Below are 18,887 nucleotides of genomic sequence, written 5' to 3' on the forward strand. Positions count from 1 at the left end.
CCCCGAGAGACCTCCGGCGCTCTGTTCGGGGGACGTCCGACGAAATCGCGAACTGTTCCACTCGCCCGATCGCTCTGCGGCTGTTCAGTTCCAGCGGTGCGGCGCAAAATAGGGGCGAGCTGTTACGATGATATATGTCCATTTCTGGTTCTTAACGACTGATATTACCCAAGATCGCTCTTTGCCAAATTCCATTGCTCGCCTGCCGCCGGATATACGCTACCACCAAGGCGGTTGGTTGTTTTTGTGCACTCTGTTGGTGTTTTTCCTCACCAGTCTTTTGCTGTATGGGATTTACGCAGAGTCGCGTCAGGGCGATCCACAGTCGGCGGTGGAACTGCCAACCAGTTTTCTGACCAGCACGGTCTGTTTGATTGGCATCAGTGTGGTACTGCATGCATCGACACGAACGGTGCGGCGCAGCCAACGATTTGCAACCGTGTTTTTCATCGCCATCGCCGCTGTGGCGGCAGTCGTATTTATTGTGATTCAGTATCGTTCGATGTTGGAGCTCCTCGGCGGACCGGCGCTGGCGGGGGGGACCGGCAAGGGCGTCGCCGGGATGGTCGTGGTACTGGCGTTTCTACACGCGTTGCATGTCGCCGGCGGGATTCTGGCGTTGGGAATTGTGGGTGTGCGGACGGCGATGGGACACTATGACCACGAACGGCACTGGCCCGTCGATTTCGCTGCCTTGTACTGGCATTTTTTGGATGTGGTATGGGTATGCATGCTGATCACGTTTGTTCTGACCACGGGTGGAATCGCTTTATAACGCGATTACTTGTGCGTTGACGGGTGAAACTCGGGCAGACCGCCTGTCGCCGTCAGCCGGCTTGCATCCTCCGCCCGATGGCAAAAGGCAGATTCCGGGTACGACGTCGCCGGAAGAATCCGCTTCACCAGCCGTACGCGACACGTCGCGTCCGCTTTCGCTACGGTGGCGTGTGGATCTCAGCCTTGGGGGCTCCTTTCGCTGCGCAAATGGGGGGCGTTGCTCACGCCGGTTTAGGCACAGACGTCTGCGGAGGTGCCTTACTAACCCGCAAGTTCGGCGAAACTTACCCATCGAATTGGTGTTTCAATCCAGAGCTAACCATTTTCTCTAGGGAAAACTAGATCGCCGATTAAACTGGTAACTCGCATCCCGCCCATCTGGGCTGAACATTTCACTCTTCTCTGAAATCGCTTCGCGAAATGCTATTCATGCCCTCTACTCGCACTTGTCGTGTCATGCCGATTGTCGCCGGTGTGTTCTTGGTCCTCGCGGTTGCTAGCAGCAACGTGGTTGTCGTCGCCCAAGAAACCGAATCCGAGACACCGCTTAGCACAGCACCCGACGCGACCGCTGCAGCCACTCCCGCTGCTGCTGAAGCCCCTGCTGCTGTCGCCGCTCCCGCACCAGCTCCTGCTCGGTCAGCTGTTCCCGCCCCAGCGGAACCGACACCTGCCACGGGCACGCCTGACGCGTTGCGATTCAATTTTGCCGGCGCCCCGTGGAGCGAAGTGCTACGGTGGTTCGCTGAGCAGGCGGATCTGTCGCTGCAGATGGATACGATGCCTGCGGGAACCGTGAATTTCTCAGACCCGAACAAGCTCTACACGATTTCCGAGGGGCTGGATTTAATCAACCGCTTGCTGCTCGATCGCGGATGGGCGGTAGTGCGACGAGGCCGGATGCTGTTGTTGGTTGATTTGGAGGCTGACAACGCGGAAAAGCTGATCAGTGAGATGGCTGAGCTGGTCACCCCTGATTCTTTCGACGAACGCGGTAATAGTGACATCGTTCGCTGCGTGTTTCCGCTCGGCGCGATCACCCCTGAACAGGCACGCGAGGAGTTATCTCAAGTGATTGGTCCGTGGGGGCGAATTAACGTGCTCGCTGGAGCTCGCCAAGTCATCGTGACTGAGACGGTGGGCAAGCTGCGTGTCATCAATGAAGTGCTGCAGGCTGCCACGAAGGCTCAGTCGAGTGTCGTTGAAATCAACTTGCAACACCGCTCGGCTGACGAGGTGCTCGAAATCGCTCGACCGCTGCTCGGTCTGGAAGCTGGCAGCAACGCCAATGAAGAAATCCGTGTGTCGGTTTCTCTGTACGGTGATCGGATTTTTGCCACCGGCAGTCAATCGAAATTGGACTTGCTCAGCAGTGTGATCGAGAAGGCCGATCGAGCCATGCCCAATGCTGGCGAAGAGAGCGACGAAAAAGTGGCAGCCCCCGAACTGCGGACCCATCCGGTTGCGTCGGCCAATCTGCAGACCGTCTACGACGTGCTGCAGACGATGATTGCCGGTACTCCCGAAGCTCGCTTGGCGATGGACGCTAATCGAGGCGCGATCATCGCATTTGGTCGGCCCGACATGCAGCAGAAGATTCGCACGACAATCACTGAGCTCGAAGGTAGCGGTCGCGATTTCACGATCATCGATCTGAAGCGGCTCGAACCCGCTCAGGCACTGTTGACGATCAATAAGTTCTTTGGGATTACGGAGAGCGGTGGTGGTAATGGACCGATCGTTGATGGTGATCCAGCGACGGGCCGGTTGTGGGTGCGGGGCACCGTCGACCAAGTGGAATCGGTCAAGCGATTGATTGCTGAACTCGAAAATGATCCTTTTGCAGGTGGCTTAGGCGAGAACGTCCGGATCCTCCCGTTCACGGGTGCCACCGCCAGTGCGACGCTGAAGCAAATCGAGACCCTTTGGCCTCTGACTGGCCGGACCAACCAAATTCGCGTGATCACGCCTTCATCGTCCACCGACGGCAATGATCGCTCGAATCCCATGGATCGATCCATTCAACCGCAACGATCACCTGTTGACGAGCCACGAGACTTGCAGGACACCAACTACTCGGCGGCAACCCAATTTCAAACCCTGGTATGGCAAAACGAATCGCCCGCCACGTCCGAACCGGTCGGATCAGCCGAAAACGATTATGCCGGTGACGATATTGTCATTCAAATGACACCCGCCGGGCTCGTGATTGCCTCCCGCGATCAGCGTGCGCTTGACATGATCGAACAGCTCATGAATTCGATGGGTACGGAGTCCGCTGACAGTTCCGCCCTGCCAACCATTTTTTGGCTGCGGTATCTCAAAGCAGACATTGCCGCTGAGCTCGTTGCCGGTGTGCTCGGTGGGGCAGACGCCAGCGGTTCTGCCGGTTCACTCACCGAATCAGTGATGGGCGGACTCGGTGGTGGCATGCTCGGTGGTCTGTTGGGTATGGGTGGAGGTGGTGGCGGCAGTGAATCCGAAACGCGGACGATTTTAACGAGTCGCGGTAGTGTTAACATCGTTCCCGACAATCGGCTGAACGCGCTGATCGTGCAAGCACCGCCTGCGGATGTTGATTTTATTCGCACCGTCCTCAAAGCGATCGATCTCGAGGAAAGTCCCGAACTGATTCAAACGATCGCTCGGCCCTCGTTGATCCCAGTGGTCTACCAGGACGCGGCAGAGGTCGCGAAAATTGTCACGGCCGTGTTTGCAGAGAAAATTGGCGACGATAAACAAAGCAGCGGCGGTGGTGGCGATGGCGGCGGCCGGGGTGGACCGAACCCACAAGACTTCATTCGTGCCATGCGTGGCGGGGACGGTGGTGGTCGCAACGCACAACCGAAACCCAAGAGTGAAGCGACCAAGATTATTGTTGCCGTGGACACCCGTAGCAATTCATTGGTCGTGACCGCGATACCTCAAGACCTGCAAGCGATCCGAGATCTCGTTGAGACGCTCGATCAACAAGGACTGGAGTCCGAGGAAAAGGTCGAGGTGGTAGCCATGGGAGGATCGGTGCGACCCGAGATCATGTTGCAAGCACTGCAGTCCGTGACCGGCAAAACACCCACCACGACGACATCGTCGAAGTCCAGTTCGAGCAGTAGTACTTCATCGTCGAGCGGATCGAGTGAGGCACCCTCGTCGAGTTCGGCTGAAGAAATTCAGCGGCGGATCGAGTTCTTTCGCTCGCGCTTCGGTGGCGGTGGCGGTGGTGACACCGGCGGTCGTGGTGGCACTGATCGTGGCGGACGGGGAGGCACTACCGGCGGAGGTAGTACCCGAGGAGGTGGTTCAACCCGCGGCGGTGGCGGCGGCGGAGGAGGAGGGCGCGGACGATGATTATGCACGCAGCTGAAATATTACGACGACGCGGTTTGTTAACGCCGCAACAACTCGAACAGAGTCGCAATGGGGACCCGTCGTCGATTGTCGATACGGCGGTTTCGCTCGGATACGTCTCCGCTCGCGAGGCGCTCACGGCGATCGCAGATGAAGTCGGTCTCGATTTCGTCGACCTACGCACCTACGACGTTGACCTCTCGGCGCTGGAGGGGTTTCCGCAAAAACTGATCTATCGTCACGCTCTCTTTCCAATCGGTTGGGCTGACGGCGAATTACGGGTGGCGACTGCCGATCCCTTCGACCTCTACCCGCTCGACGAAGCCTGTGCCGCGACGGGCAAGACGGTCACGCCAGTGGTGGCCGAACGCGCCGAAATCAATCGCCTCGTTAAGAAGCACCTCGGTGTCGGCAGCGAGACCATCGAGGGCCTCGTAGCGGCCGCTGGCGATGAAGAGATCGAACTACTCGAAAGTATTGAGACCGACGGCAGTGAACTGAGCGAGATGGCTCAGGAAGCGTCGGTGGTTCGCTTGGTGAATGAGATTTTGACCGAAGCGGTCGATTCCCGTGCTAGCGATATTCACATCGAGTCGCAGTCTGACGGACTGGTCGTTCGTTATCGTATCGACGGTATCTTGCATCCACAGCCGGTGCCACCGGAGATCAATCGATTTCAAGCCGCGATTATCAGCCGCCTGAAAATCATGGCGAGACTGAATATCGCTGAAAAGAGGCTGCCTCAGGACGGCCGCATCCGGTTACGCGTCCATGGCCGCGAGGTCGATATTCGCCTCAGTGTGATCCCAATGATCCACGGCGAAGGGCTCGTGATGCGGGTGCTCGATAAGTCGTCGATGGTCTTCGACCTCAAGGGCCTCGGGATGTCTGAAGCGATCTACGATCGATTCAGTCAATTGATTCGCACGCCCCACGGGATCGTTCTAGTAACCGGCCCCACCGGTAGCGGTAAAACCACGACGCTTTACAGCAGTCTATTGGAGATCCGCAGCCCAGAAAACAAAATCATCACGACGGAAGATCCAGTCGAGTATCAACTCGATGGAATCAATCAAATCCAAGTTCATGCCAAAATCGGATTGACGTTTGCCGCATCGCTGCGGAGCATCTTGCGGCACGACCCCGATGTTGTTCTGGTGGGGGAAATTCGTGACTTGGAAACCGCCGAGAACGCCACCCAGGCGTCCCTTACGGGGCACTTGGTTTTCAGCACGCTCCACACCAACGACGCCGCCGGTGCATTCACCCGGATGGCCGATATGGGAGTGGAACCGTTCCTGGTCGCGGGGACGGTCGAAGCCGTGATGGCCCAGCGGCTGTTGCGGCGGCTCTGCCCACACTGCAAAGAATCGTATCAACCCACCGAAGATGAACTCCCGAAGGATTTCCCGTTTGCGGAGCTCGAAGGTCGACCTCTGTACCGCAGCGTGGGTTGCCGTGAATGCCGAAATGTGGGCTATTCAGGCCGTCTCGGTATCTATGAGTTATTGGTCTCCAGTGAAGCGATCCGCGAACTCGCCCAAGAACGGGCCAGCAGCTGGGATATTCGCCGGGCGGCTGTCGCCGAAGGCATGCGAACCCTACGCATGGATGCCTGGGACAAAACACTCGTCGGTGTCACTAGTATCGATGAAGTCCTCCGTGTCACCAAGGGCGAAGCACTCTAAGAAAAGTTCAGAGGCGCGAAGGATCTGGGGTTCAGACGAAAAATCTGAACCCTTTTCCATTGCTGAACCATGAACCTGCCTCCTTCCCTGAACCCTCCTTCTTCTAAATTCTCGCCTTCATGCCTTCCTTCCAGTACACCGCACGCGATCTCGCTGGCAAAAGTATCACCGGCACCATCGAAGCTGGCACGTCGCGTGAAGCCTCGATGCTGCTTTCGGGCAAAGACCTCTTTCCGACCAAAATTACCGAGCAGGCGGGGTCCGGACGTTCGATCTTTTCAGGAAAGAAGAAGAAGGTCAGCGGGCAGGTCATGGTTACCGTCTATAGCCAGCTCGCCTCGTTGCTGCGCAGTGGCGTACCGATGATCCGATCTCTGACGTTGCTCGGTAACCAATCGTCCGCACCGGTGCTCGGCGAAGTGATGGGTGAAATCAAAGGACGCGTCGAGGAAGGTGAAACACTGGGGGATGCCATGGCTCGCTATCCGGGCGTGTTCAGCGACATGGCGATCAATATGGTTCGTGCCGGCACTGAGGGTGGATTTCTCGAAGATGCACTCGATCGCGTGGCCGTGTTCACCGAATTGCAAGAGGATCTCAAGGGCCGTACGGTCAGTGCAATGGCATATCCGGCCTTCCTGTTCGTCGTCGGAACGGTGGTCGTGAGCGGTTTGCTCGTCTTCTTTGTTCCCAAGTTCGACATGCTCTTCGACCGACTTCGCAAGAAAGGTGAAATGCCCGCGGTCACCGAGTGGTTGCTTGTCTTCAGTCATGCTCTGCAAAGCTACGGTATCTTCATTATCTTGGGATTGGTGGTCGCATTTGTTGCATTTCGCATGCACCTACAGACTGACACAGGCAAAGATCGTCTGGATCGTTGGAAACTGAAAATTCCCGTCCTCGGCGATATTCTGATGAACCTTTCGGTAGCACGGTTTTGCCGTGTATTGGGGACGCTCCTCGGAAACGGAGTCCCTATTTTGAAGTCACTCGATATCAGCCGCAGCGCGACGGGCAATCGCTTGCTCAGCCAATCGATCGGTGATGCGACTGAGAATATTCGTGCCGGTGAGAGCCTCGCGAAACCGTTCGGCGATTCTGGGTATTTCCCGATGGCTGTCGTTGAGATGATTCGCGTCGGTGAAGAGAGCAACACACTTGATACCGTCCTACCGGAAATCGCTGACTCGTTAGAGAAGCGGACCTTTCGCCGCTTGGATCTGTTCGTACGGCTCCTCGAACCCATCATGCTGCTGATCATGGCCATCATGGTCCTGGCCGTCGTGATGGCCCTACTGATTCCTGTGCTCAAGAGCAGCACGACGCTGTAGAGATCGCCATGGCAGACATCGAACTTGGTTCACGCCCGACGCATTACAGTCGTGGCTGGGCCTGTTTGCTATCGAGGTTAAACTCGTAAACCTGTTTTTGTTTCGGATCTGCGACGAAAATGGATTGCTCTGTCACGGCAATGCCGACGGGGCCCACCAGAGGCTCGCCCTCATGCCACTTTTCCGTTTTGCCGTCGGCGGTGAACTTCCAGATTGCATGGCCATAACCATCGGTGACGTAGCCCGCGCCGTTGCCCGCCCACGCTAGCCCGTTGGGATATTGGAACGGCCGGCCCGTGACGACCTTCTCAATATCGCCCGTCTCGACATCAATCGTGACCACAGCATCTGCATCGGGGGTGACCGCCCATAGCCGGCCCTGTTCGTCAAAGGCGAGACCGCGCGCGTTGACCCGTGCTACCAGTTCGGGATTCCCACCGCCGATGGGCAGCTTGAGGGTCGCTCGTTTTTCTGCGTCACCCACGTAGAGCGTGTTGCCGTCGGGGCTGAGTGCCAATGCCATGGGGATACCAATTCTGCCTTCGGTTAACCCTTGAGGTTCACCCCCCTCAGCGGCGATGTGGTAAACCTCGCGAGTCGCCGAATCTCCCACCAAGATGCCGCCTGCTGGATGCAGGACGATGCAGCGAGGACGATTGAGTGGTTTGCGAAGCAATTTGGATCCAGCGACGTAGAGCTGCGTGTTGGCGTCATCGCCCTCGGTGCTACGCCAGACCCCCGGCAAATCCAAGTCGACGGTATAGATGGCGTCGCCATCCACAGCCACAGCAAGGGGATACGCGGGCGTCTGAGCGGCTGCAGCGTCAGCTTTGGTATCGGTTTCGGCGTCCTGACCGCGCGACGGTGTGGCGGTGCAGAACAGCAGCAATAGTGAGCTCGCGGCAATTGCAGTGACAGATAATGACGAGTAGGTGAGAGGGATTCGCTTCATGATGATCGGCAAGTAAAAGGGACGAGGCGAGCAATCCGAGAATTGCAAAATTAGGTGATGGCGTCGCGGAATTCGCCCGCCGTCGGGGAGGGTGAACCGGTCGGTGCTGGACAATGCAAGGATGCAACTGACGCAAACCCGATCAAGTTTAACACAGACGACCTAGACTGCTGATACGACTCAGCATTGTCCGTGGAGTCCTGTCAACCAGGATGGCAGTCCCGCCGAGCCCGACGGGCGATGCTGCCCCGCATTCATCAACTACTACCCCGCGTCACACGCGGCGATCAAACCCCTGCATGCTCGATCAGCTAGTTTTCCAAATCGGCGTGCCAGGCTGTCGCTAATTCGTCGACGGTTTTTCCGGTGGCCGCTTTCCAGAATGCTGCGGAATAGGTGCCCGATCGCGCCGCCGCATTGAGTTTGGCCAGTAGATCGGGGTTTCCGTTGGTGATCACCCATGCCAGAAATGCAGCGGTGTCACGGTAACTGGCATCGTATTGCAGAGTCCTGGAACGTCGGCCCGCCACCCCACCACCTGCGGATGCGGGTTCATACAGGTGCCACCGAACGTAATCGGCAATGCCCTCGACAACCCACCCCGGTGTCCGTGCCGCTCGGCGGTTGGTGCGGCGAGATTGCCCGTATTGCTGGACGACGTGTACGAGTTCATGAACCGTTGCCCCCTTGGCTTCGCCCCGCAAATTCCGACGGTACCAGTTGGCCGAACAGGTAACTTGAGTCCCGCTTGTCGCCGCCACTCCGTCCATCGACGAACTGATGCGAATTTGAAAGTCGTGTGGAGCCTCGTAATCGTCACTGGCGAGCATTTCAGCGATTTTGGGATACCACTGCTGCACGACCGGAGCGAGCTCTTGGTCAGCCCACCGTGTTAAGTCGGGACACTCCGAGGTGTCGAGCGTGAACTCGTATCCGCCTTCTTCGATGGCGTAAGTTACTATGTCCGGCGTCGCGATCGGCTTCGCTGGCGTGACGTCCGCGTCAGCGTCGAGAATGTCAATCTCGCTGAAAAACGTATTGGAAAATCGAGCGTCGGGCCGCGTCGGGTGGATGTCGAAGAGCAAGTAACGGTAATGACCGATGGCTTGGTCATTCACCGAGTGGTCATTCACCGAGTGGTCATTCACCGAGTGGTCACTCGCCGAGATGACCACACCGACCTGACCACCATGTCCGATACCATCCCGACGAGTATCGACCGTTGCAATCTTGGTCCAGCCACAGGAAGCGGGATCGATTGTCCCCGACGGTTTGAGCTGCACACTCTCATCGTTTTCGAGAAGTTTTCCTCCCGAGCTCACCTCTTGCTGATCGCATCCGTAGACGGTGTATACCTGGGGAGCACGCTCACGGGGATGCCATGAATAAGTCCGGATCTGCGCAATCTCAGTTGATCGATCCAGTTCGAGCCGCAGACGCCCTCCCGGCGTGGCCGGGGCGAAGAAGAAGTTCTCAGCCGGTTGATCGGCAGATCTCGGCAATTGATCATTGCTGAGTTTGCCCAGTCCGCCGCTCGCTGGATCGGCTGTTCCCGAGATAACCAACCACTTTCCCCGTGACGCCGCGTCGCCCTGCACCGGCGAGGGAACGGTCGGCAACCGAAATGTGGCGTTTGCGCGCGAGCCGGGCTGATACCCGATGGCAACGGTCGCCTCCGCTGAGAGGCGTGACGATAATGCAATGAGGAACGTGAGGGCAACGAAAAGAATACGCTGGAACATGGCAACCAGTCGGCAGGTGGAACGAGGACGCCCCCGCTTAAAACTTCAGCCCGGTACGCGGCTCATACGGCTCAACGCTCTCGAATTGCTTCAGTAGTTCGACGGCCTCATCGGACATAGCGTCGGGCAGTTGAATGAGGAGTTCGACGATCAGGTCGCCGGGCTCGCCTTTGGCCGATTGTACCCCATGCCCCTTCAGCCGCAAACGTTTGCCACTGCGACTGCGCGGTGGGATCGACAACGTAACAGTTCCCTTGGGCGTTGGGACGTCAACTTTCGCCCCCATCGCTGCTTCGCCGACGGTGATTGGCAGCTCGAGCTCAAGGTTTTTCCCTTTGCGTTCAAAATAGGGATGGGAATCAATTTTAATTAAGAGGATCAAGTCGCCGGGGGGGCCCCCCGGGCTCGCTTGGCCTTGCTCCCGTAAGCGAATCTTCGCACCGTCCTCGACGCCTGCTGGAATGGTGACAGAAAGTTTTTCGCTTTTGCCCGTGCCAGTGGGATAAAACTCGGCTTTCCCGCCCAGGATGGCTTTTTCGAAAGGAATCGCTAGTTCATATCGTACATTCGCACCGCGTTGGGGGGGGGCTGCTGCTCGCGACCGCCCCGGACCGGCACCCGGTCCGCCACGATGGCCGGCCCCACCGCCTCCGAGAATCTGTTCAAAGAAATCGTTGAACCCATTTTCAAAACCGCCCCCGCCGCCACCTCCGCCTTGACGCCCGGCTGCGCCGAAAATCTGTTCTAGATCGAGGCCATCGAACGAGGGCCCTGCTCCGCCACCCGGGCCACCTGAACCAGAGGGATACCCGCCACGAATTTTTTCAAAATCGGCGCCGTACCGATCATAGGCTGACCGCTTTTCCTCATCCCCCAAGACCTCGTAGGCTTCTTGGACCCGTTTAAACTTTTCTTGAGCGGCTTTGTCATCCGGGTTCATGTCCGGGTGGTATTTACGGGCCAGTTTGCGATAGGCTTTTTGCAGATCGGACTTGTCCGCGTCGCGAGAGACTCCAAGCGTTTGATAAAGGTCTTCAGCCACAGTGTGTCATCAACAGGGTAGGAAACGTCGTACGGGCGAAAAAAGCGGGCGATGGAGCGACTTTGGTCGTCTCTGTCAAATTGGCACCGCCACCATCGCCTGCATGACTGTAGCAAAATGCAAACCAACAACCCAGCGCCCCGGGATCGCATTTGTGCTTCTAGGGTTGCTCTCGGTATGGACGCAGGTCTGGGCAGCAGAGGGGAAATGGACAGTTTCCGCCGTCGATGAGGCTGAGGGGACGCCCATCGTGGCGAGAATCGAGTTGACCCGCCCGACGATTGAGAGCAGCCTCGGTCGGCCAGCCAGCCGCATGAAACGCTTGCGGAAAATCAAACCGTTGCCGGGACGAACCACGGTTGAGGCGGGATACGGATTTGTCATCGACGGGCCCGTTGAACTGAAATTGAGTGAGGGGGCATACCAGTTTCGTGTCTCCCGCGGCCCAGAATATCGTGTCATCTCAGGCAATTCGACGATCGAGAAAACAAGTGCTGACGAACACACCTTCGCCCTGCCTCGGATCCTCGACATGCAGCAGTATGGGTGGACGAGCGGTGACTGCTTCGTGCCGGCGTCACGAGAAAATTTACCCATTCGCATGACTGCCGAGGATCTACATGTTGCCGCTACGACGGCACAGGGTACGTCTAGCGATAAATATTCCGACGAGGAAATCGCGGGGCTGCGTGGCCAACGCCAGCGACATGAACTACCGCCGCTGAGCGATCCTTTGTGGATTCGCCAACATGCCCAACCGCAAGCGGGTTTGGTCTTCTATGCCGCTGACGATCACACGCCGCCGCGGTCAGATGCAGATCCTCGCATGCACACTAATGTGGACTTGGCCGCGTTGCACCGACTCGCCAGCCTGGCATCGCAGCGCCGCAGTTCATCCGACGAGGAACCGGAGGCGTGGAAAGTCGCGATTGAAGATCCGTTCGCATGGCCGCTACCGGTCTACCTCGCCAGCGGCCAAGTGGATGGTTTTTTTGTGCTCGGCGATTGGTTGCGCCTGGATCGTTCCCTGCTGCAGTCGAAAACCGGCAGGCCGTTTCCCACCAAAGTAACGCGCAACTCGAAATCGCTCGGCCGCGAAGCTGAGCAGATCACCTGGGAGCTCCTCGACGCTGGCTTCCGCCTGGCCCCGTTGGCCGGCAGCGGTGATGAAGGCGGGCTGCACCCAGTCGGTTACAACCGACTCTATGTAGCTGGCGAGACCGCTGATTCCGCGACAATGCAACCTCGCCCCGTTGATTCCGCAGCGCAGTGGTGGTCAGGAGCGTGGGCGGGACGTAGCTTCGCCACCAACGGGCCGCTACTGATCGCCAACCTCGACGGAAAGTTGCCGGGACATGTTTTTCAAGTCGATTCCGGCAACCCCGCTCTGCTGAAGGCTGAATTGACACTCACCGTTCAAGACCCCGTCGACTATTTGGAGGTGATCTACAATGGCCAGATCCACTACTCCGCAAAACTCGACGAATATGCGAAGGCGGGCGGAAAGATTCCACCCCTGCGCATCACCCGATCCGGCTGGGCCCTGATCCGAGTCGTGACCCTATACGAGGATCACTTTCGCGCCGCCACGACCGCGCCCTGGTACTTCGAGGTTGATGGCAAGCCCCGCATTACACGCAGCAGCGTCGAGGTCTTCCAGCAGTGGCTCGCTGACTACGAAACACATCTGCGTTCCCAGCCCGCCGTTGATTTGCAAGCCTACGCACCTTTCATCCGCTCAGCTCGAGATTTCTGGCAAGGGCGGCTCGAAAGTGCCAATGCCAACTAAAGCGGCTGCGCGCGTCGACTCGCCGCAGTGCAGACGACGGCAAAACGCGTTGCTGAATTTGGAACATGCTTTGCACCACCATTTTGACTTCAACTTTGTTGAACCGTTTCCCCTACTCGAACAAGGTCAATTCGATGTCGAAACCACAAGCTGGCGATAAGCTCCAATGCAAACAATGCGGTATGGAAATCGAGGTAAAAACAGCCTGTAAATGCCAGGACCATGAACCGAAGCTGGAGTGCTGCGGGAAGCCTCTGGAAAAGGTCTAGCCCTCCCTGGGGACGGGGCATTGAAGGCTGCGCGATCATCTACGGTCAATTGGCTGCTGCATCGTCAGCCCGCGTCCCTGATTGCAAAGGTGCTGAGATCTTGACGCAGTTGCTGCAGCATCTGCTCGCGCCGCACCTCATCGGTCATCCGCAGGATGGCGGCGGGGTGCCAAGTGGCGAGCGTTCTCATGCACCATTCCGTTGGGATCACGTCACCGCGTCGGCGAGTGATCCGAAAGTCGCGTCCGAAGAGAGCTTGTGCTGCCGTTGCCCCCAGGCAGACGATTGCAGCAGGGCGGATCGCCGCAATTTCTGCTTCGAGCCAAGGCCGACAAGCAAAGATCTCTCGTGAGTCAGGCTTCTTGTGTAGTCGATGGGGCGCACCTGTTAATGCACCTGTCGATTCAGTTTCCACAAACTTAAAATGCTTGACGACGTTGGTGATGTAAATCTCGGAGCGGTCAATGCCTGCGTGCCGGAAAGCTTCGTCGAGCAACTTACCTGCGGGCCCGACGAAGGGCTGACCGACAATGTCTTCACGGTCTCCCGGTTGCTCGCCAATAACCATCAAACGTGCGTCCGGTGAACCCTGACCGAACACCGTCTGAGTCGCTGGGCCGTGTAAAGGGCAGGCCTGGCAACATCGGGCAGCCGCTCGCAAAGCATCGAGATCGAGCTCAGCGGGCATGAAACTCATTGCGGTCTCCGCGAGCCCTTCTGACTTTTCGATCATCTCGTCGACGCGCGCGGGAGCCCCACGCAGCAGGTCGTCGATGAGGATCGCTTCGGGCAACGTCGACCAATGACGCACTGGCATCTCGCGTTTCATGGCAGCGATTTTGACACGCGCCGGATTGAATATCGAGGCATAATAGGTCCGCCAAAGATCTTCCAGCGCATCCTCGTCGGGGGCCTCGCTCGCCGGGACGCCAGGGCCATAAGTGAGATCCTTTCCATCCCACATCACAGATTCATCCGGGGTGAGGATCGACCAATTCATGGCCTTGAATCGACGGGCGAAGAAGGGTGCTGCGAGTCCCACGATGCGATGGTCGGGGCGATGCCATGCGATGTAGTTCTCGCTGCCTTGATCGTCCGCAACTTTACGGAAACGCACAAACGCTTTCATCTTGTGCACATCACGCGTGACCGCCTTCCGCATCTGCCCGAGCGCATGCACGTCGTCGTCAGTGGTCAGGTGCAGCAGTTGGCGTTCTCCGTGCCTCAGTCGCCACAACGCTCGATACAGCAATTGCCAGCGTCCTGCGTCACGATGACATGCCACCTGTCGGGCGAGGTCGAGAAAGGACGGTGGTACCGAGAACTCCACCGTGGATGCCGCGGGTTTGTTTCCATCGCCAGCAGTACGCTGGCTCGGTACCAGCCCGAACAGCGATGGTTGTTCCGATGCCGTGCCCCAGTGCACTTCGGCGGGATGGATTCCGTGGGATATCAAACGCCGGGCCTCCGCCCGCCACCGCTCGAACGAGTCAACTTCGACGAATTGCATCATACTTCGCCCGAAACTGCTGACGACGCGGCATCAAATAACAAAAGTTGCTGCGTCTTTGGACGGATTCTGTTGCCAAGATCGAGCTTGTCGAGATCGGCGAGCCCCGGATTGTGGTCGCTCGTCAGCACAAATGATTTGGCGCGTTTCCAGGCAACTCGGAGCTTTTTCATATCGCTCACGGCGACTCTCTGATGTCGCCGAATTTTCAAGATGCGATCGACGGTACGCACACCCACCCCGGGAATACGTAGCAGTTCTTCTCGGCTGGCGCGATTCACGTCGACGGGAAAGAAATGCCGATTCGCAATTGCCCAAGCGAGTTTCGGATCCATCTCCAGGGACAGATTCTGATCCACCTCCGTTACGATTTCATTCGCGTCAAATCCGTAGAAACGAATTAGCCAATCCGCTTGATAGAGCCGGTGTTCTCGTACCAATGGAGGTGATTGACCCGGCAGCCTCGCATCCGCGTGCGGGATCGGGCTGTACGCTGAGTAGTACACGCGCCGGAGACGCTGGGCAGCATACAGGGAGGACGCGGTTTGCAAAATCTCGGCGTCTGGCGTTCCCGTTGCCCCCACAATCATCTGGGTGCTCTGCCCGGCCGGAGCAAATCGAGGCGGCTTGAATCCCGCTTTCGTGTCCTGCTTGTATTCCTCGATTCTCTGGCGGATCCCGCTCATCGCTCCTTCGATCACGGGCTTCTTTTTCTCAGGAGCGAGTTGCACCAAGTCCTGCTCGGTCGGCAATTCAATATTGACGCTCAAGCGATCTGCCCAGCGACCGGCCTCGTCGATAAGTGCCTGAGTGGCATTTGGGATCGTCTTGAGATGAATGTAGCCGCCGTAGCCATGATCGGTGCGCAGCTTCTTAGCGACAGCCGTCAACTGTTCCATCGTGTAATCGGAGTTCTGTATGATCCCAGAGCTCAGAAACAACCCTTCGATGTAGTTGCGGCGGTAGAACTCCAATGTCAGATCAACGACCTCATCGACTGTGAAACGAGCACGAGGAGTATCGCTGGAGATGCGATTGACGCAGTACTGACAATCATAAATGCAATAGTTCGTCAGCAGCACCTTGAGGAGCGACACACAGCGGCCGTCGGGGGTATAGCTGTGACAAATGCCCATGCCTTCCGTACTGCCCAGAGTCGCTCCCGGACGCGTGGTCTTCGAGCCACTACTGGCGCAAGACGCGTCATACTTCGCGGCATCGGCAAGTACGGCAAGTTTCTCGCGAACGTCCATATCGTCTCGGCTTCTCGGGTGGGGACGGCGGAGCGTCCGAATGCGTGGGGGCTCGGATAACCGTGAAGCAGGTATGGATATTAACACCCGGCGACGGCGCCGCGCCACACCGTTTGCCAAGCGGCAGCAAACCGTTTGGATACAAAACTGGGACGATGACCCATGGCAGCTCTCAGCTCTCAAGTCTCAAGCATCTCAAGCATTCGCTGTGCCGAAGGGTGGCCCGCAATTTGCTCGTCACTATTTGGATAAATCCGTATCCAGATAGATCAGTTACCCAGCCAATTCCGTTGCTCAGTCGGATCCGTTACCGAGCCAGTTCATTTGCCCGATCGTAGGAGAGTCTTGTGTCGCAAAAATTCCGTATCCATCAGCACGTCAGTTGGAACTACGCTGGCAACGTGGCACGGGGCCAAATCAAGGAATCGTTTGTCGAGAAAGTTACGAAGACGATTCAGGGCACCGAGGTAACGCGAAACGGTAGCGAACAAGAACCCGCGTACCTGATTGAGCAAGAAGACGGCGACCAAGTTCTCAAAAGTGAGAGTGAGTTATCAAAGCCATGAAAGTTTTATCTCAAGTGGCCATCGGCGCGTTGGCCGGCTACACAGCACTGCAATTAGGCCGCAGGTATATCTGGAGCCAGCGAAGTTTTGACTGGCGAAATAAGCGGGTGGTCATCACCGGAGGGTCCCGCGGACTGGGTTTAGTGATTGCCCGTCAGTTGGCTGCCAAGGGAGCGCGACTGGCGATCTGTGCTCGTTCCCGCAGTGACCTGGAAACCGCCACTGCTGAGTTGAGACATCGCGGGGCCGAGGTAATTGCCGCGCCGTGCGACGTGCGCGACGATCACGAGGTTCGATCTTTCATCGACGGGGTTACCGGGCGGTTCGGAGGTGTGGATGTCTTGCTGAATGTGGCTGGTATTATTTCCGTCGGGCCACTCGATTCAATGACGATGGCCGACTTCGAAGACTCCATGCAAACCAACTGTTGGGGGGCCCTGCGGATGTCGCAGCGAGTTTTGCCGTCGATGCGAGACCAGGGGTGGGGCCGCATCGTTAATGTCGCGTCGCTCGGCGGCAAGCGTGCCGTACCCCATATGCTGCCCTACGCGGCGAGCAAGTTTGCTCTGGTGGGGTTGTCCAACGGGATGCGTGCCGAACTCAAGCAAGAAAACATTTTCGTCACGACAGCCTGTCCCGGACTGATGCGGACCGGCAGCCCCCGCAATGCAATCTTCAAGTCGCAACACCGCGAGGAATATGCGTGGTTCAGTATTGGCGACTCCCTACCCCTCATGTCGATGAATGCGGAAACCGCTGCCGCACAAATCTTGCATGCCTGCCAACAGGGACGCGGCGAAGTCTTCATTCACAGCCCGCTGAACATCACAATCGCTCTTCAAAATGCATTTCCTGAGATCACTCAAGACATCCTAGCGATGGCTGCGAGCGTACTTCCCAAAATGGGCGGCATTGGTCGTGCAGCAGCCAAGGGGTATGAAAGCGAGTCAGCCTGGTCGCCGTCCATCCTGACCGAACTGACTCAACGAGCTGCCGCAGCCAACAATGAGCTGTAGTGCTTCGCCGAGATTGAAGTTTGGATTCGAACGACTGCCTGGAGGCTCACGCGTCGCTGCTCACTCCGCCAACGGGTGATCGCAGAACCATCCATGGCCAAACCTCGTTCATTCCTGGGGGATCTCGTTGAGGGTGTAATACGCGTTCGTATGGACGAGCTCTGCGTCATCCCGGGAGCGAATCGTATCGAGATCAAATTGGTGAACATGCCCTCGAACGAGTCCCTCGACACGCAGATTCACTCGCAGACCATCCTCAGAAACTTCGGCAGCTAGAATCGTGGGAGTCGTGTGATCGACTTCGGGGCTGCCATATGCTTGACGATACATATGGGTATAAGTCGTCAGGTCATAGGAACGAGGATCAGCAGCAATCTCACGGTCAACCGGCAGGGTGAACGTAATTCCAAATCCATCGGGACGGGCCTGGATTTCCTTGATCTCAAACGGGACAACGCCGGTCCAATCCAATCGTTGAACTGCGAATGGCCGCGGTCCGCGCACGGGCCATCCTCGGTTGGTGCCACCCACAATCAAATCACCTTCCGGGGTGAATGCGCACGCCAGCAAACCAGTCGCCAAGCCCTCGCGAAACGGATAGCACGCCCCCTGCCACACTCCATTGATCTGCTCCGTCGTGGCCCGCATGACAACACTCAAACTGAAATCGCCGATGAAAATCTGGTTCTCGAACGGACCGAACTTGCCGCCGCTGCGATCAACGACAAACCCGGAGATCGAACGTCCCATCTTGATGTAGGGAAACACGACCGCATACGGAACGAGTTCTTTGACCCGCTCTCGTTCGATTTCCAAGCGGGAGGGCGTGTTGGGAACGATCGGCGGCGCACCCATTTGTCCGTCGCTCAATTCGTTGGCCAGCGGATACCAATTGAAACTGATTGGATGCCCCATGAAGCCCCCGAGCTCCAGCACTTTCAGCGAACACGAGCCATTCCAGGGACCTTGGCTCTCGGCATAGAACATCACTCCATGCTCATTGGGTCCGATGCCACAGGGGCTGCGGATGCCGCTGCAGACAGGGATCGTTTTCCCCTCCGGCGTGACTTTGAGGCACCAGCCTCGAAATGGCACTTTGGAGTTGTACGACTCCGACAGGCAGAGTGCGACCCAGGTATCGCCTTGGTCGTCGGGCTTAGAACCGAATGCAAATTCGTGGTAGTTGCGAAACCCCCAGACGTCGCTCAGCGTCTCAAAGTTGTCGGCGCGACCGTCGCCATCGGTATCCGTGATGCGTGTCACCTCCCCTTGCTGTGTGACTGTAAATGCACCGTCCCGGTACGACATCCCCATCAATTCATCGAGGCCAGATGCGAACAGCGACACCTCTGGCTGCGGGCTATCTGCAAACGCACCGCGGACGATATACAAATCGCCCCGTCGCGTACCTATCGCGAGCTGGCCCTCGGGCATGACTTCAAAACAGCCTGCCTCAATCGCAGCATCTTCAGGCAGCGGGACTTCGACGATCCGGTAGTACTTGGACTCCTGTTCAGCCGTGCCCCAGTACTCGCCGAGCGTCTCGGCGTGCGTCCTCACCAGGGAGAGCATCAAGATCAATGGGAATATGAGATAACGCAAAT

13 protein-coding genes are annotated in these 18,887 nt (G+C 57.6%); 7 read left to right on the plus strand and 6 right to left on the minus strand.

The annotated features are described in order from the left end of the window. Window positions 1-181: 181 nt before the first annotated feature. The 4 genes from Poly21_RS14230 to Poly21_RS14245 all read left to right on the plus strand — a co-directional run bounded on the left by Poly21_RS14230 (window position 182) and on the right by Poly21_RS14245 (window position 7,144). Window positions 182-775 (plus strand): cytochrome c oxidase subunit 3, encoded by a 594-nt coding sequence (locus tag Poly21_RS14230; RefSeq protein WP_146408698.1) that lies wholly within the window; start codon window positions 182-184, stop codon window positions 773-775. 431 nt (window positions 776-1,206) lie between these two features. Then, on the plus strand, window positions 1,207-4,125 hold the full coding sequence (locus tag Poly21_RS14235; protein ID WP_302118918.1) for a secretin N-terminal domain-containing protein: 2,919 nt from the start codon (window positions 1,207-1,209) through the stop codon (window positions 4,123-4,125). Then, window positions 4,122-5,813, plus strand: a complete 1,692-nt coding sequence (locus Poly21_RS14240; protein WP_146407636.1) for a GspE/PulE family protein — start codon at window positions 4,122-4,124, stop codon at window positions 5,811-5,813. Before Poly21_RS14235 ends, Poly21_RS14240 begins: the two co-directional genes overlap by 4 nt. A 119-nt stretch (window positions 5,814-5,932) precedes the next feature. Next, the gene (locus Poly21_RS14245) at window positions 5,933-7,144 is read left to right on the plus strand and encodes a type II secretion system F family protein (protein ID WP_146407637.1); all 1,212 of its coding nucleotides are present in this window, start codon (window positions 5,933-5,935) and stop codon (window positions 7,142-7,144) included. A 43-nt stretch (window positions 7,145-7,187) separates the two neighbouring features. Here Poly21_RS14245 and Poly21_RS14250 read toward each other — a convergent pair whose 3' ends face one another. The 3 genes from Poly21_RS14250 to Poly21_RS14260 all read right to left on the minus strand — a co-directional run bounded on the left by Poly21_RS14250 (window position 7,188) and on the right by Poly21_RS14260 (window position 10,880). Then, window positions 7,188-8,096: a Vgb family protein gene (locus tag Poly21_RS14250; protein WP_302118920.1), complete on the minus strand. Its 909-nt coding sequence runs from the start codon at window positions 8,094-8,096 to the stop codon at window positions 7,188-7,190. 311 nt (window positions 8,097-8,407) lie between these two features. Further along, window positions 8,408-9,838, minus strand: coding sequence for a basic secretory protein-like protein (locus Poly21_RS14255; RefSeq protein WP_146407638.1), 1,431 nt, complete (start codon window positions 9,836-9,838; stop codon window positions 8,408-8,410). Between the two features lie 37 nt (window positions 9,839-9,875). After that, window positions 9,876-10,880, minus strand: a complete 1,005-nt coding sequence (locus Poly21_RS14260) for a DnaJ C-terminal domain-containing protein (protein WP_146407639.1) — start codon at window positions 10,878-10,880, stop codon at window positions 9,876-9,878. Window positions 10,881-10,983: 103 nt separating this feature from the next. On the opposite strand from Poly21_RS14260, the gene Poly21_RS14265 reads away from it, so the two are divergent. Beyond that, a complete protein-coding gene (locus Poly21_RS14265) occupies window positions 10,984-12,669 on the plus strand; it encodes a CehA/McbA family metallohydrolase domain-containing protein (protein WP_146407640.1) in 1,686 nt (561 codons plus the stop codon). Between the two features lie 333 nt (window positions 12,670-13,002). On the opposite strand, the gene Poly21_RS14275 is transcribed toward Poly21_RS14265, so the two are convergent. Continuing rightward, window positions 13,003-14,451 (minus strand): UdgX family uracil-DNA binding protein, encoded by a 1,449-nt coding sequence (locus Poly21_RS14275; RefSeq protein ID WP_146407642.1) that lies wholly within the window; start codon window positions 14,449-14,451, stop codon window positions 13,003-13,005. Next, window positions 14,448-15,701 (minus strand): putative DNA modification/repair radical SAM protein, encoded by a 1,254-nt coding sequence (locus Poly21_RS14280; protein ID WP_146407643.1) that lies wholly within the window; start codon window positions 15,699-15,701, stop codon window positions 14,448-14,450. Before Poly21_RS14280 ends, Poly21_RS14275 begins: the two co-directional genes overlap by 4 nt. Window positions 15,702-16,048: 347 nt before the next feature. Here Poly21_RS14280 and Poly21_RS14285 point away from each other — a divergent pair, with 347 nt between their 5' ends. Both Poly21_RS14285 and Poly21_RS14290 read left to right on the plus strand, forming a co-directional pair. Continuing rightward, entirely contained in the window at window positions 16,049-16,267 is a 219-nt protein-coding gene (locus Poly21_RS14285) for a hypervirulence associated TUDOR domain-containing protein (protein WP_146407644.1), read from the plus strand. Then, entirely contained in the window at window positions 16,264-17,283 is a 1,020-nt protein-coding gene (locus Poly21_RS14290; RefSeq protein ID WP_146407645.1) for an SDR family NAD(P)-dependent oxidoreductase, read from the plus strand. The genes Poly21_RS14285 and Poly21_RS14290 overlap by 4 nt, the downstream gene beginning before the upstream one ends. Before the next feature lie 108 nt (window positions 17,284-17,391). Here the strand turns inward: Poly21_RS14290 and Poly21_RS14295 are convergent, their stop codons facing one another. Further along, on the minus strand, window positions 17,392-18,885 hold the full coding sequence (locus tag Poly21_RS14295) for a DUF7133 domain-containing protein (RefSeq protein WP_302118923.1): 1,494 nt from the start codon (window positions 18,883-18,885) through the stop codon (window positions 17,392-17,394). Between the last annotated feature and the right edge of the window lie 2 nt (window positions 18,886-18,887).

The organism is Allorhodopirellula heiligendammensis (assembly GCF_007860105.1).
In the GTDB taxonomy this organism is placed as follows: Bacteria; Planctomycetota; Planctomycetia; order Pirellulales; family Pirellulaceae; genus Rhodopirellula; species Rhodopirellula heiligendammensis.